Raw genomic sequence first — 15,307 nt, 5'->3', positions numbered from 1 at the left:
TGTCCAACGGCGTGGAGGAGCGGTACATGAGGTGGCGTAAGAGCAGTCACAGCAACCCCGACGGTCCCCAGTGTGTCGAGATCTCTGGCTGGCACAAGAGCAGCTACAGCACCAACGGTGGTGACTGTGTGGAGGCGGCGGAAGGGCGGAGCGTTCTGATCCGCGACACCCAGAACCGCGAGCTCGGCCACCTCACCTTCGCCAGTCCTGAGTGGGCCGGTCTCCTCAGCACTCTCAAAGCGCGCCAGCCGTAGCCGCACCGGGCACCCCGGAACCGCCCGGAGTCCCCGAACCGAGATGGGCCAACGGTCCGTTTCCCGGCTGCCTTTTCCGCCAGGTCCACGGCTTCGGCCGGCCGTCCGATGTAGGCGGCCTGGTGACCCAGCTCCGCGAGAACCTCGGCGCACCATCCGCCATCCCCGGATGCCCGGGCCATGCGCAGGACCCGGATCAGGGACCCGGTCGCGATGGGCAGACTGTTGACCGACGCGTCGGCCGCTCGCGACCTGCCTGGTTGCCGGGGGCGGACGGGGGCAACGTGTGGATCCCGCTGACCGGTGTCCCGGCGTCGGCCGTGGTCGAGGACTCGGCCGACCACGGGCGGGGGCCGTGCGCACCGGGACGCTGTTCAGCCTGACATGCTGGTCGGCCGTCCGGGCCACCACCTCCACCGTCCTTCCCGCGCACGCCGAAGCCTTCGCCGCCCGGTGGTCCGCCATCCTTGCCCGATCAACCAGGAGAGACCATGTTCACCGGCCTGAGCGCCTTCCCCCTGACCCCGCTGAACGATGACCGCTTCGACGAGCAGGCCTACACCGGACTCATTACCCGCCTGGTCGAGGCGGGTGTCGACTCGATCGGTGCGCTGGGATCGACCGGCTCCTACGCCTACCTGGACCGTGAGGAGCGTGCTCGGGTGGCCCGGGCCGCCGTGCGCTCGGCGGGTGAGGTGCCGGTGCTCGTCGGTATCGGCGCGCTGCGCACCTCCCGGGTGCGCGCCTTGGCCGAGGACGCCCAGGAAGCCGGGGCGGCCGCTGTGCTGCTGGCCCCGGTGAGCTACCAGCAGCTCACCGACGAGGAGGTGTTCGGGCTCTACGAGGAGGTCACCGCGGACCTGTCGGTGCCGCTGGTGGTCTACGACAACCCGGGCACGACGCACTTCACCTTCTCGAACGAGTTGTACGCGCGCATCGCCGAGCTGCCCAACGTGGCCGCGATCAAGATCCCCCCGGTCCCGCTCGACTCGGCCGCCGCCCGCGAGCGCGTCGGCGCGATCCGCGCAGCCGTTCCCGACCATGTGAGCATCGGGGTCTCCGGCGACGGCGCCGCCGCCACCGGGCTGAACTCCGGCTGCCAGGCCTGGTTCTCCGTGGTGGGAGGCACCGTGCCCGACACCGTGCTGCCCCTGGCCCGCGCCGCCCTCAACGGTGACGCCGCGTCCGCTGTGGCCGAGTCGGAGCGGCTGCGGCCGCTGTGGGAGATGTTCGCCGCCCACGGCAGCCTGCGCGTGACCGCCGCGATCGCCGAACACCTGGGACTGGTCGCTCCGCATTGTCTCCCCCGCCCCGTCCTGGGCCTTTCCAGCGCCGACCGGGAGCGGGTGGCCCGCCTGGCCGAGGAACTGCACCTGGCATGAACCGCACCAGCGCACGCACCAGGTGGGGGTGACCCGCCATGTCGTGGCCGCCGCGCCCACGCTCTCGGCGGCGCTGGTCTCCCCGCTTGAGCGCTTCACCATCCGAGGCCCGTCTGCTGTGGGAAGCGTGGGATCGCACCCTGACCCCGCCCCTGTGCCCTGTCGGTCGAACCGGTAGAGGCCTCTCCACTCCCGCGCCGGCATCACCGCTCCGAGCCGCGGCCGCGGGCATCGCCGGAAGTCGGCCCCGGCACCCACGAAAGAAGGGGGTCGGGAGGCACGAAGCTCCTCCCGGAAACCGAGCCAGGTCCTTGCTTTCGCCAGAGGTGCCGGAGGACTCTCCGGACCTAGGCTCCCCGTGGCCCACAAGGACGAGGACACGGAGAGAACCGGATGACGCGAGAGCCGAACACGGGCACCGGGACGGTGGCCTGAGATGCTGCGCACCACCCTGGCGGGCCTGCGCCTGCACCGGGGCCGTCTGTTCACCACGGCCCTGGCCATCGTGCTGGGCGTCATGTTCGTCACCGGAACGCTGGTCTTCACCGACACCATGCGCGAGAGCTACAGCAAGCAGGCCCTGAGCGGCGTGGACGAGTTCGACGCGCTCGCCGTCGCCGACCGGGACGAGGGCGCCGCGCCGACCGGGCTCGACGGGGAGCTCCTGCGGGAGGTCCGCGCGCTTCCGGAGGTCGACGCGGCCGCGGGCCTGGTCCACGGCAGCGCCGCCCTGCTGGACGAACGCGGCCGCGCGGCGGGCCAGGTGGCGACCCTGGCGGTGTCGCTGTCGGGCGAGGAGGCCCTGCACCGCTATCCCGTCGTCGAGGGGCGTGGGCCTCGGTCCGCCGACGAGGTCGCGCTCGCCACCGCCACGCACCGCCAGACCGGCCACGGAGTCGGCGACCGGGTGCAGGTGCACGGCGCCGACGGCCGAACGCACGAGTTCACCGTCGTCGGCCTGGTCAACGCCGGAGTCGACTCCCTGATGAACTTCCGGGGCACCCTGTTCTACACCCCCGCCACCGCCGCCGCGATGACCGGCCGTGACGACTTCGTGGAGATCGACGTCGTGGGCGCCGACGGATGGTCGCAGGAGGAGGTCGCCGAGGCCGTGGCGGAGGTCGTCGGTGCGGCCGGGGTCGAGGGCGTCGACGTCACCACCGGGCGGGAGTACGCGGCGCTCCTGTCCGACGCCGCCAGCCTCCAGGCCGAGGTCTACACCATGGCGCTGCTGCTGTTCGCCGGGGTCGCGGTGTTCGTCGGCGGGCTGGTCATCTACAACACCTTCGCCATCCTCATCGCCCAGCGCCAGACCGAGATGGCCCTGCTGCGCTGTGTCGGCGCCACGCGCGCCCAGGTCTTCCGCTCCGTGCTGCTGGAGGCCCTCATCGTGGGCCTGCTCTCCTCCGCCGTCGGAGCGGCCGCGGGCGCGGGGCTGGGCGCGGGCGGGTTCGCGGTGCTCGGCGCGGTCGATCCGGACATGGCCACCGCACCGGTCATCACACCGACGGCGATCGCGGTGGGCCTGACCGTCGGCACCGCCGTGACACTGGTGTCCGCCCTGGTCCCGGCCCTGCGTGCGACCGGCGTCCCGCCGCTGGCCGCGCTGCGCACCGGTGCCACCGCGCACGCCCCCGGAGGGCGCCGGACCGGTGTGCTGCGGGTCGCGGCGGCGCTGCCGTTCCTCGCCGTCTCCGCCGCCGTCTGCGCGTTCGCCCTGCGGGCCGAGCCGGGGCAGACCGCCATGGGCATGGTCGCCGCCGCGGGTCTGCTCGCGTTCGTCGGGGTCCTGGTCCTGGGCCCCCTGTCGGTGAGCGCGCTGACGTCCCTGGTGGCCCGGCCGCTGTGGCGCACCGGGGTGCCGGGCATGCTCGCCGCCGACAACTCCCGGCGCAGTCCCAGGCGGGCCGCGACCGCGATGGCCGCCCTCACCGTGGGGGTCACGCTCGTCACCGGCTTCTCGGTGGTCAGCAGCACCATGGAGCGGACGATCGACCACAAGCTCGACGAGCGGTTCCCCATCGACTACATGCTCTCCAAGTACTACGACGAGCAGGACACGGGTATCCCCGGGCACGTCGCGCGGCGGCTCCGGGAGGACGGCGACTTCGCCGAGGTCTACACGGTGCGGAGCGTGGACGCCGAGGTCGCCGCACGTACGGCGCGGGTGGGCGCGGTCACCGGGATCTCACTCCAGGAGGCCGCCGGGGAGGCGGTCCTGGAGGGCGGACTGGACGCGGCCCCGGGCACAGCCGTGCTCCGGGCGGACGCGGCGGCGGAGCTGGGCGCGGGCGTCGGGGACACGGTCCCGGTCACGACCGGGAAGGGCCGGCGGGAGGTCGAGGTCGCGGCGATCGCCGACCGGGAGAGCATCCTCCCCGAGGTCACGCTCCCGCTGGAGGACTTCGCCGCCGGTTTCGAACGCGACAGCGACGACATCGTGTACGTGGCCCTGGCCGACGGGGTGCCCCAGGAACGGGCGCGCGCCGAACTGGAGTCGGTGGTCGCGGACGAGCCGACCGTCGCCCTGAACAACTCCGCGGCGATCAAGGAGCAGTACACGGGCATGATGGACTAGCTGTTCCTGGCCGTGCTCGGGCTGCTGGCGCTGACGATCGTCATCGCGGTGTTCGGCATCGCCAACACCATGGCCCTGTCGGTCCTGGAACGCACCCGCGAGTCCGCGCTCCTGCGCGCCCTGGGGCTGTCGCGGGGACAGATGCGGCTCATGCTCGCGACCGAGGCCGTGATCGTCTCGGGGATCGGCGCGGTCGTCGGCGTCGCCCTGGGCGTGGTCTTCGGCGCCCTGGCGGGGCGGACGATGGTGGAGGGAACGCTGTTCGCCCTTCCGGCGGGTGAGATCGCGGTCTTCCTCGTGTGCGCCGGGCTGGTCGGCCTGCTCGCCGGGGTGCTGCCCGCCCGCAGGGCCGCCCGCGCCTCGATCACCGAGTCCCTGACCGACCAATGACCGGAAAGGCCCCGGCCGGCGGCGGTTCCGCATCGCCGCCGGCCGGGGCCTGCCACGCGTGCGCGTTGATCCCCACCAAGGCCGGGAAGGGAATCCGGCCTGGATCGCGATGGGGGAGGACACCGGTGCCGCTCGCTCCCGCCCCCACGGTGAGCTCAGGAATCCAGCACCTCGACCAGATGGTCAGCGGAGGAGCGGACTTCAGGCGCCTGCCCTGACAGGCGTGGGCTTCATAAACGCCTGAACGCGGCGGCAGCTGCTTGAAGTAGCGGCAACGGGCTTCTCAGAGCTGGGGCTCCCAATCCGCGAGCGCGGTGACGAAGGTAGCCGGTGTGCGGTCCAGGGTGAACTGGTCCGCGAACAGGATGCGCCCGTGCCCGAATTGCTCTCGGGAAGCGGACTCAAGCGTCGCCAGTCTCTTGTTGCCGAGGCCCTCCAGGGGGTGCTTCACCGCGACTGGTGTAGGTCCGTCGCAGTGAAGCAGGTCGTCGACTAGGAGTACGAGGCCGTCAGGGGTCGACAGTTCCTCGGAGCCGGGGGCGTAGCTCTCCGCCCATCGGCGTAGGAGCTTATCCTGCAGTCCGGTCTCCACCCTCATGTCGCGTCCGCGGAGCAGGTCGAACAGGTCCCTGGCGAGCCTCCAGTCCAGGAGGGGGTGCACCGGCATGTTGGAGTAGTCGCGCAGGCAGTCCGGGCACGAACCTGCGCAGGTTCCGTGGTCCGAAGTCAGTTCCGCCGTATAGGAGTCGATCTGCTCGAGGAAACGGCCCAGTACTCCGGGGGTTGCGAGATGTGTGCAGTACCCGGCCCCGTTCTCCAAGGTGTCGGCGAGGTAGGCGTAGACGGGTCCGGCAGTTCGGGAGGGGGAACCGCAGATCCCCGCGACGAACTCATTGGGCGAGACGTCGAGGAAGGGCCCGGCTGCCCGTCGGAGGAGCGCAGCGAGGGAGAACCAGGCGGCCCGGCGCCCGAGGACGTCGCCGGAGGCGTCTGATGAGGTGTCGAGGTCGACGCGGACCCCGCGGTCGGCCTCCGTTCCGGACCCGGCTCCCAGGAAGAACAGGTCGGTGTGCTGGGAGGCCCCTAGAGCCGTGGCCACACCCCCTTCCGGAAGCGGCCCCTCAGTGGCCAGGTAACCGGACCAGGGGTCGGTCGGCTTGGCGGGGCGGAAGCGGAACAGGTGTCCGGCGTTGTCGTTCACCGCGTAGCGTTTGCCGCGCCCGGAGCGGACAGTGAGCCACTCCTGGTCTGTGTGCTCGAGGGCTTCCATGTCGGCCGCCGCCCTGGCTGCGGTCGACCGGGGTGACCAGGTGAACGTGCCGTCGAAATCCCTGGGCCGGTCGGAGCGGAAACCGGCCGGCTCGCGCATCGGGAGGACGGCGTAGGACGGTGCTGCTGCTCCGCATGCGTCACACTCAGGGTCGGAGGCGTCACTGCCGGGGGTCTCGTCGATGTGTCCGCACCGATGGCACAGGCCGACGGAGACCTCGGCACCGAGGGGATCCTCCACCGGTTTGGGCTTGCGCCCCCAGGGCTCGAACGCCGCGATGCCGTTCGCCCTGTACACGCGGCCGTCCCTGACGGTCTCCCCGTTCGGTGCGAACTGGGCGATCGCGATGGACAGGTCCCTGTCGATGGCGCCTGCGGGAGGCCAGGGGAAGGTCCTCTTGGGCGGCTCTGTGAAGAGGTACTTCACCCGGGTGGGGAAGCCGTACATGGGAAGGAGGCCCTCTTCTGCGAGTCTCTGGCTCAGGTCGCGGTGGCCAGCCGCCCGTTCCGCGGCCCGGTCCACACCGGGCAGCAGCTCCCTGACGATCTCCACTGGGTCGCCTCCGGTGACAGGGCCGCGGGTGCCCAGGCGCAGGGCTGCGGCGATGCCGCGGATGCGGCCCGGGTTGTCCTCAATCCACCGGGCGATGTGCTCCTTGTGCCCGCCCCAGTCCTCTGCGGTGCCGAACCGCCCGTGCGTGTTGTTGGTCGGATCCGCTTCGCCGGTGTCCGCTCGGCTCCAGACGTCGGAGAAGGCCTGCCGCAGTACTTCGCTCAGGAGCGCCCGCCGGAACACTTCGGGCATGTCCATCGATACGTACGGGCGCGGTGTGGGCTCGTTGGTGATGCGGTGGGGGTTCTGGAAGTAGTAGTCGTCGTGGCTCCGCCCGCGGCACACGGTGAGGGCGGCTGCCGCGTGGCTGCCGCGGCGTCCTGCGCGACCGATCCGCTGCTGGTAGTTGAAGCGGGTGGGCGGGACGTTGGCGAGCAGGACCGCGCTGAGTGCTCCCACGTCGACGCCGGCCTCCATGGTCGTGGTGACCGACAGCAGGTCGACTCCGTCCGCCCGGGGGACCTCGCCGTGGTCCAGGAAGACGTCTTGAAAATGCGCCTGGCGGGACTGCGCTACGATGCGGTCGGTCTGGCCGGTGAGTTCCGCGCAGTGGAGCCGGGTTACATCTTCCTCCGCAGCTGCCCGCCAGGTGTAGTAGTCGTCCTCGACGGGCGGTGCTTCCACAGGAGCTGGGGGCAGGGGCCGGAAGCACTTGGTGCAGACGCCCGCTCCGGAGTGGAGGTGGGGCATCCGGCAGTTGCCGCACGTCCATACGGCTCCTGTACCCGGGCGTATGGACACGCGCTCAGGGTGGATGAGGTACTCGGTGACTGCATCGCCCCATGAGGCCTCCACCAGCTCCCGGACCTGTTCGGCTCCCATCCCGTGCTTCTCGGCGACGGCTTCCCAGAACCTCCTGAGCGGTGCCGGGGGCGCGTCGGCTCCGTCGCGGAGGCCGGTGAAGCGCTTCCGCTGCCCCAGCACCCTCAGGCTGGCCCGCGCGAGTGCGGTGCCGAGGCCCGCCCCCTCAGAGGGCTTGTTGTCATCGGACCTGCACAGCCAGCCGAGACCGAGCGACTCGAAGTCGCGTCTGGCGCTTGCGAACAGCCCGTCGAGGAGTTCCTTAGTGAGGGATTCGCCGATCCTCCGGCGGAGGTCGTCCTGCTCCCGGCTCATCGCTGCGGACGGCACCGGCCGGACGGGCTGCCCGGAGGCCGAGCCGTCACCGTCGGGCCAGGCGTAGAGGCGGGTCCAGGGAGTAGCGTTCGCGCCTTCATCGTTCTGCAGGGACGCCTTAGGACCTCCGGGGTTGAAGCCTGCCTCCAGGAGGCGCGCCTCTATGAGTGTGGCTTGGAGATGCAGGGACGGCAGGGCTGTGACCCTCTGCACCAGTTCCTCTTCCCTGGACGGTTCGGCGAAGGGGCTCCCTTTCCAGATCTCAGCCAGCTCGAGCACCTCCTCCTTGTACCGGGCCTTCAGTCTCTGGTGGGCACTGCGCGCCAAGTCGCGGTTCGTTCCCGGGAGCTCCTGGTAAGCCGCTCGCACCAGTTCCAGATCTCCCACCGGATCACCCTGTTTCCGTACTGCCTCGGCGAGGGCGAACCTGAGCATGTCCTGGTAGTGGCGCAATCCGATGCCTGCGGCCAGTTTCGCCGCGTCCTGGCGGCTGTCGGAGAAGGCGATCAGTTTCCGCTCGTTCTCGGGCAGGGCTGAGAGGAGGGCGGAGGTCAGCACCTGGTTGACCTTCTCGAAGCCGGTGCGCATCGTGCGGATCGGTGAGCGCAGCCTCAGAGGGTCCGTGATCGGGAGCGGGTCCCCCTTGAGCCGGGGCATCTCCCAGTCGTCTCCGCAGCGCGGGCACTCGGTGGGGAACGGGCTGATCTGCTCCAGGGAAGTCCCCCTCCCGGAGGCGGGGGAAGTGACGTGGAACGACCAGCCGGTCGGCTCCGCCTTGTTGTTGGCCAGTCGCCCGGTCGAGGGCTCGTAACGGCTGCGCCGGAATTCGAAGGTGAACTGCTGCCTGCAGGGCGCGGCCCTGCGCCGTTTCGGCTTGTCCAGCAGGAGGGAGTCCGTGCGGGGCCAGTAGACCACGTAGTTGGCGGCAGCCGCGCCGGTGCGCACCTGTTCGGGGAGCTTCTCCAGTTCGGGCAGGTCGGCCAGCAGGCTGCCCTCGAACGCACCGGGGTTCGCATTCGCACCTGTGCTCGTGTATCCGCCCAGGTACAGGTCCCCGCAGGTCTGGCAGTAGAGCAGCTCCAATACCCTCGCGCCGCATGTGCACCGTGTTGTCGGCCTTGTGAAAAGGCGGCCGACAGTCCGGTCCGCGTCCTGAGGACGGTCGGCGTCCGGGCAGGCCGGGTCGGAGCACGCCCACATCCCGGAGATGTTGCGGAAGAAGTAGTGGACCCGCAGTTTGGGCAGGTTCTGGCTCCTGGTATCAGCGCTGCGGAGGACTGAGAGGACGCCGCGTACGGCCTTCCGGGACGTCTCGGCGTCCTCGCGGGGGAAGAGCGCTCCTGCGATCTCCGGAACGGGCCTGGCTACCGGCTTTCCGTTGTCGGTCAGGGCGTTCTGGAGCGCGTCGGCTGCACGCGTGCGCTCGAGGAGGGCTCGTGACTCCGCTGCCCCGGACCGCTGTCCGGAGGCCTGTGCGAAGACGTCAGCATGGTCCGACAGGTCGACAACGGCTGACAGGGGCTTCACCGTCTCCCCCCGGAGGACTTCGAAGCTGTCCGCTTCCAGGCCGAAGAACTCCGCGAGGAAGCCCTCGTCGCGTCCTTTCTCCAGGGAGGCGGATGCGGCTAGGACTTGGAGCCGGTCCGGCCTGTCGTCGAGCCCGAGGCGGTGCCGGAGGTTGCGGAGCAGGTACGCGGTCTCGGTTCCGGCCGTACCTCGGTACAAGTGCAGCTCGTCAACGACGATCCGGAATACCGCGGCGGGATCGCTGTCGAGCCATGCACGGGTCTGCTGGAAGAAGTCGTCCTCCCTCGGGCGCAGCAGCATGACGTTGAGCATCGAGAAGTTCGTGACGAGGACATCGGGAGGGGAGCAGAGCATGTCCCAGCGTGACCGCATTTCGGCGCCGTCGAGGCGGGGGAGCATGTACCGCGCATCGCGGTTCGCGTTCGCTTCGGCTGCGGCTCCCCGCTCCTCGGTTGCGGACAGGTAGCTGCGCAGGTTTTCCAGGGCTGCTTTGGTGCCGGGCTCCCCGGGGACGGGGGTGGCGCCGGTGTAGCGGCCGAAGTAGAAGCGGTGGCCGTGCCGGTTGGAGTCCAGCCATGCCCTGACCGCAGGGCTGTCCAGGGCTTTGCGGAGCCGGACCACCTGGTCGTCGACCAGGGCGTTCATCGGGTAGAGGACCACAGTGCGCACTGCCGCCCTGCGCCCGGTTTCTCCCTCGCGCTGCGCGGTGAACTCCCTTCCCGGCGAGCGCCACCAGGCGTTCTCCGGTGCTGGTCCGCCCGTCCAGGAGGCCGATTCGGCGACAAGCGAGGCCAGGACTGGGAGCAGGAACGACTCCGTCTTGCCCGAGCCCGTGCCGGCCGTCACCACGACGTTCCGCCGTTCTCGGAAGGCGTGGACGAGCGCTTCGTGCTGGTGGGAGTGGAGCTCCTTGACGCCTCCGAGCAGACCGGCGGAGGCCAGCGGGAACAGGTCGGCCGGGGCCCCCGCCTCGGCGAATGACTGCGCCAGGGGCACGCCTGAACTCCTGTAGCGGGGGCGGATCTCGAGCATCGGCTCCCGCCAGGCCTGCCCGTCCCGGTCGAGGAGTTCCCTCCGCTTCTTCTGGACCTCGGGGTTGTCGATCCCGAAAGGGGTATCGTAGTAGCGGAAGAGGGCTTCGCGTGCTGCGTCGAAGGTTCCCAGTACGTCCATCGGCTCGTTTCCCTCTGGGTTTGCGGGGTCAGCGGTACATCCGGTCAGCGGGGGACACGGTCTTCCCGGCCTGTTCGGCCATCACCTTCCTGATCCATGCGCATGTCGCCGAGTCGAATTCGCGGATTCCCTGGCTGATGCGCATCCGCTCAGTCACCGCTCGCTCCCGCTCTCCTAGCCTCTGCTGTCGGCGGAAGTCCTCCGCAGCCCTGCTGAGAGCGAGCTCCGCCTCGTCGACGGTGACGCTCAAGCCGCCGCCCAAGTCGATGCGCTCGCGGAACCGGCTGTTGCTGCGGGGACGGCGTGCGGCGGGCACCGGGGCTGGTCCAGGCGTGCTGTCCGCTCCTGAGGGGGTGTCCTTGTCCTGTTCGGAGATGCGGGGACCGGGGGCGGACAGTTCTGGTGCAGTTTCGGCGGAGGGCGGTGGACTATCGCTCCGAGGTGGTTCGGCAGTCTGCCGGATACCGACGAAGACCCGCTGCCCCAGGCTCTCGGCGATCGCGCGCGCTATGCGCCACGGCACGTTGTCGTACACGTACGCGCCGCCAGGGCCTGTGCGCGCCGGAAGGCCGCTACACAGGGTCGCGGTCCTGGCGTGGAGAGGGGGCAGCGGGGCGTTCCGGTGCACGGCCAGGCTGCCGATCCGCCACCGCCCCGGGCCGGGCTCCTGCGTCCAGGAGAGCACGGAGATCCCGTTGCGCTGCAGTTCTGCGTAGACGCCGACCTCCTTCGGGAGCTTGAACCAGGACCCTCCCCGCCGCAGCCGGAACACCGTGCGGGAGTCCGTCTTCCGCCATCGGTAGAGGCCGTCCTTTAGACGCCCTTCCACTTCGGTCCACAGGCCCGTCCCCTCTCTCGAAAAGGGCGTATAGCGGCTGACGCGGACATCGAAACGCGGACCGGCGGCAACCTCCTCCGTCTTCGTGCCGGGAAGCACTGTTGCGGCCTGGAAGGCGAAGCACGGTGTGTACTCGGCTCCGGTCAGGGAGGCCAGCTCCCCGAGCTGGTCGGGGGACCAGTGGCTGAGGAGGAGGCTCATGGGGAGCGGCAGCTCCCCTGGAGGGCAGGGCGGTCGGACCCACATGGCCTCCAGGCCCAGGGACGGGCCGCGGTCCAGGAGGGTCTTCAGCGCCGAGCGCCTCCGCTCCCCGGTGACGGCGGCCAGGCCGTCGGAGTAGGGGACCCGTGTGACCGCGGGGGGAGAGCAGGACCATGTGCTGTTGCGCCATGCCACGTCCAGGTGGCCCAGCGCGCTCATGGCCCCTATCCATCCCCAGACCGCGCCGCGGTCGTCGGGGAGCCCGGAAGAGCGTGCATACCACTCGAGTCCGCTGCGGAGCTCTGAGACGGATCCCGAGCCGAGTTCGCTTACCCATCGGAGCAGGACGTCGCCGTGCTCCTCCGGCGGGGCCTTCCAGGCACCTGCGCGCGGTTCCTGGACCTGATGGGCAACGCGGGGTGCCTCGTTGAGCAGTTCGCGTACCACGGGGGAGGCATCCGGGCCCGTGGAGGAGCCCTTTGGAGGGGGGGAGAAGGAGCTGACCCGGGAGAAGTCGCCTGCGCTCTGCACGAGCCAGCCGCTTCCGTTGCGGATCTCGACTTCGAACCGATCGCTTCCGGAGAGCTGGGGGACCCGCTCCCGCCAGGACGGCCGGGCCGGCAGGCGGAGTCCGACGGTGCTGAGGTCGCTCCCGACCGCGAAGAGGCGGTCCGCGCCCCGGGGGGCGACTGCCACGGCCGGAAGGACTGAGGCAGGGAGGTTCTCGAAGGCGCACCCCCTCACACGCGGGGCTGCCTCGGGAAGTCCTTGGACAGCCTCTGCTGCCGCGCCGCGTTCCCCGACCGCTGTTCCGCACTGCGACTCGGCCGGGACTCGCCCTGCCTTGTCCACTGCCTCTCCGCGGACCGAGAACCGCAGGGCGGCCGCATTGTCCGCAGTGACCTCATGGGGGCCCTCCCGCAGGTCTCCCGGGAGCCGTAGACGCGTCCGCTCGGCATTTCCGGAGAGGGGACGCCCGTCAATGTCCGCACCTGCCACGGGTTCGCCGCTGAGAGCGATCTCGGGAAGCCCTTCGTCCAGGTAGGTGCGTGTTTCCGGCACAGACCTGATCCTCAGGCCCCCCGACAGCTTCATACGCCCCGGGGAGCGGGCGAATCCGAGCTTCAAGGAGGAGCGGCTGAGCGCCTGTCGGAGCCTCACCGGGTCCTCGAACCGCAGCCGCATGTAGAGCGACCAGTTCTGGGGCATGCCGGGCAAGCGCCTGCGTGTTATCTCCCTAGCTCCTGGCAGAGCGTATTCCAGCAGTTGCTGTGCAGCGCGGGCGGCGGAGGAATGTACGAGCAGGCAGCACTGAGTGAACAGCTGGGCGGCATCGGCCTCGACGAAGCCCTCGATGTCCGGGCTCTGGATGAGAGGGATGACGTGCGTTGGGGAGCGGTTCAGACTGATGTCCTCCCCTTCCAGGGTGAAACCGCTGAGCAGGCGTTCGGACGTCACGGGAAGCCCGTTGAGGCCCAGGTAGAGGTTGCTGTCCTGCACGCGTTCGAGACTGTGCTCTCCTGTGGGCCCTCTCACCTGGAAGGCGTCCCGGCCCCCAGGGGCGGGCCACTCCCCCACCCAGCTGAACGACCGGTTGCGGCGGTCGAACCAGACCCGGATGCTTCCTCGGCCTTCCAGGGGAGCGGGCACCGCCCCCTTCCTGCCGTACTGGCTGTCCCTGAAGGCTTCCAGCAGGTCGCACCACGTCTCCGTCAGGACGTCGCTGCGGAGCTGGTCGGCGAACTTCTTGGAGAAGTCCGAGCGGTGTTCGTTCTGCCAGTCCCGCAGGCCTTCCAGCAGCTGCCCTCCGCTCCAGTGGGACGTACCGGGCACCTCTGTGAGGAACCGGTCCAGGGGTTCGTGGTCCGTCCTGCGGATCAGGGCCTGCGACAGCGGATAGCCGATCCTGGAAGGGCGCGGGTCCTGGGGAAGGACCAGTACGCCGTACCTGCCTCCCCAGCTCTCCGCCCACTTGCGCAGCCCCTTCCACAGGTCGACGACCCGAGGGAAGTTCTTCTGGGCGGTACAGAGGTGTCCGGGGGGAGGCTGCTTTACCCCGAGGACCCTGCGCAGGGGTTCGTAGTAGGGGGGCTGCCCGCGCTTTCCGGACGGCTTCATCCGTGAGGCTGCGAGCACAGTTGCGGCCAGCAGGGGCAGGGAAGCCGGCGGTCGGCTGCTGGCCCGGGCAGAGCGTGTGCTCAATAGTTCGATCCGCCGGTAGACAGCGGTCTTGGACTGCGGGTAGAGCATAGGCCGCACCGCTGATTCGAGATCCACTGCGAGGCCGTACCTCTGCCGGACCTCCCCTGCGATCTCGTCGTCGACGTACAGCACCACGGGTCGCGCCCACTGGCCCCGGTCATGGAAGAAGTGGTCGGCGAGGGCGTCAGCCCACTGCATGTAGCACTTCTCTGCCGCCTGGCTGCCCGGGTGTCCCCGCCCGCCCATACTCTCGGCTCCGCTCTACTTCACTCCAACTCCGACTTAACTACCAGGGCAAGTCGGCGGCCAGGGGCTTTTGCCCGAAAATGATGCATGTGTGATGCAGAGAGGGCCTCTGGAGGGCGGTGCGGGCGGCAGGCCCTCGGCGGTTCTGTCCGGATGGCAAGCCCACTGCCTGGTGCTGACGGTACGGCAACCTTGCAGCAGCCTGTGGAAACAGGAGCGGAGCTCCTGAGGCACGCGTAGAATCGCACTTCGTAGGCATCTAGGTCCCGCGATGAGAACCTTCAACGACGCGCCGGTAGCGTCCTGCGCCCCCATGACACCATCGTGGTTGGATACGAGGCCCGATCGGGTGTTCGATGTATGCCGTGTCGACGGAAGCCGCTCCGGCTGCTGGGAACGGACAGGAAGGTGCAGAATGTCGGGTGGTACGGGCGTGTATACGTCCCTGGAGATCTGTGCGGGTGCAGGCGGGCAGGCCGTGGGCCTGCACAACGCCGGCTTCCACCACCGGGCGCTCATCGAGGTCGACCCCCACGCCGTGCAGACCCTGGAGTACAACACTCGCAAGCAGCACTGGGAGAACTGTGAGGTCCTGTCCTGGGACCTGACCGACTTCGACATGGGCGAGCTGGAGGCAAAGGCGCTGAAGGACGGCCCTCTGAGCCTGCTCGCGGGCGGTGTCCCCTGCCCGCCCTTCTCCGTGGCCGGCAAGCAGCTGGGGGAAGAGGACGAACGGGACCTTTTCCCCGTCATGCTCGACATAGCCGAGGTGCTGAAGCCCCGAGCTGTGATGATCGAGAACGTGCGCGGCCTGCTTGAACCACGCGAGAAGTTCGCCGACTACCGCGCTAGGATCAGGGCGCGCCTGGAGGCTATGGGGTACCGAATCCTGGGCTGGGATGTGCTGGAGGCCCGAGACTACGGGGTGCCCCAGTTGAGGCCCAGGTCCATCCTGGTCGCTATGCGCGAGCCAGATGCCTCCTTCTTCCTTCCGCCTCGCGGTGTAAAGCAGGAAGTCACCGTTGCCCAGGCTCTGAAGAAGAGCATGCTCAAACGCTATAAAGCAGCGTCCTCGAGGCCGCGGGAAGAGGTGCTGCGGCGCTACAGCGAGTGGTTGGAGAAGGCTTCTCGGTCAATCGCCCCCACCTTGGTCGGCGGCTCCAAGAAGCACGGCGGAGCTGATCTGGGCCCTACCCGGGCCAAACGCGCCTGGGCTGAACTGGGAGTGGACGCACACGGCGTCGCTGACGCTCTGGGCGAGACCAAGGACGAGGACCGCGACCTGTTCGGGGAAAGGGGACCGAAGCTGACCGTGGCCCAGGCCGCGCTCATCCAGGGCTTCCCTGAGGACTGGGAGTTCAAGGGCCGCAAGACGGCTGCCTACCGGCAGGTCGGCAACGCTTTCCCGCCCCCGGTAGCCCAAGCGGTGGGGGAATCCGTCATTGCCGCCCTACGGGCGGCTGACGCAGGTGCGGCAGCGCCTGCCGAGCAGCCCGAGGGGCTAGGGCCTGTTTGGGA

Annotated in this window: 7 protein-coding genes; 5 read left to right on the top strand and 2 right to left on the bottom strand. The window is 69.6% G+C overall.

The features are described 5' to 3' along the window. Positions 1–26 precede the first annotated feature (26 nt). From A6A08_RS23005 to A6A08_RS27750, 4 genes are all read left to right on the top strand, one after another. Entirely contained in the window at positions 27–254 is a 228-nt protein-coding gene (locus A6A08_RS23005; RefSeq protein WP_073705021.1) for a DUF397 domain-containing protein, read from the top strand. 491 nt (positions 255–745) lie between these two features. Next, positions 746–1,636, top strand: a complete 891-nt coding sequence (locus tag A6A08_RS23000; RefSeq protein WP_073704731.1) for a dihydrodipicolinate synthase family protein — start codon at positions 746–748, stop codon at positions 1,634–1,636. 436 nt (positions 1,637–2,072) lie between these two features. Continuing rightward, positions 2,073–4,214: an ABC transporter permease gene (locus A6A08_RS22995; RefSeq protein ID WP_143181826.1), complete on the top strand. Its 2,142-nt coding sequence runs from the start codon at positions 2,073–2,075 to the stop codon at positions 4,212–4,214. A gap of 12 nt (positions 4,215–4,226) precedes the next feature. Further along, complete coding sequence (locus A6A08_RS27750) at positions 4,227–4,604, top strand: ABC transporter permease (protein ID WP_158069300.1); 378 nt, start codon at positions 4,227–4,229, stop codon at positions 4,602–4,604. Positions 4,605–4,887: 283 nt separating this feature from the next. On the opposite strand, the gene A6A08_RS22990 is transcribed toward A6A08_RS27750, so the two are convergent. Together A6A08_RS22990 and A6A08_RS22985 are read right to left on the bottom strand one after the other, a co-directional pair. Next, positions 4,888–10,302 (bottom strand): DEAD/DEAH box helicase, encoded by a 5,415-nt coding sequence (locus A6A08_RS22990; RefSeq protein ID WP_073704730.1) that lies wholly within the window; start codon positions 10,300–10,302, stop codon positions 4,888–4,890. Between the two features lie 28 nt (positions 10,303–10,330). Then, complete coding sequence (locus A6A08_RS22985; protein WP_143181824.1) at positions 10,331–13,741, bottom strand: hypothetical protein; 3,411 nt, start codon at positions 13,739–13,741, stop codon at positions 10,331–10,333. A gap of 526 nt (positions 13,742–14,267) precedes the next feature. On the opposite strand from A6A08_RS22985, the gene A6A08_RS22980 reads away from it, so the two are divergent. Further along, on the top strand, positions 14,268–15,307 hold a 1,040-nt coding region (locus A6A08_RS22980), incomplete at its 3' end, for a DNA cytosine methyltransferase (RefSeq protein WP_242422834.1).

The sequence above is a fragment of the Nocardiopsis sp. TSRI0078 genome, from assembly GCF_001905145.1.
In the GTDB taxonomy this organism is placed as follows: Bacteria; Actinomycetota; Actinomycetes; order Streptosporangiales; family Streptosporangiaceae; genus Nocardiopsis.
The sequence above is the reverse complement of the archived record's forward strand: the minus strand, read 5'-3'. Positions and strand labels throughout refer to the sequence as shown.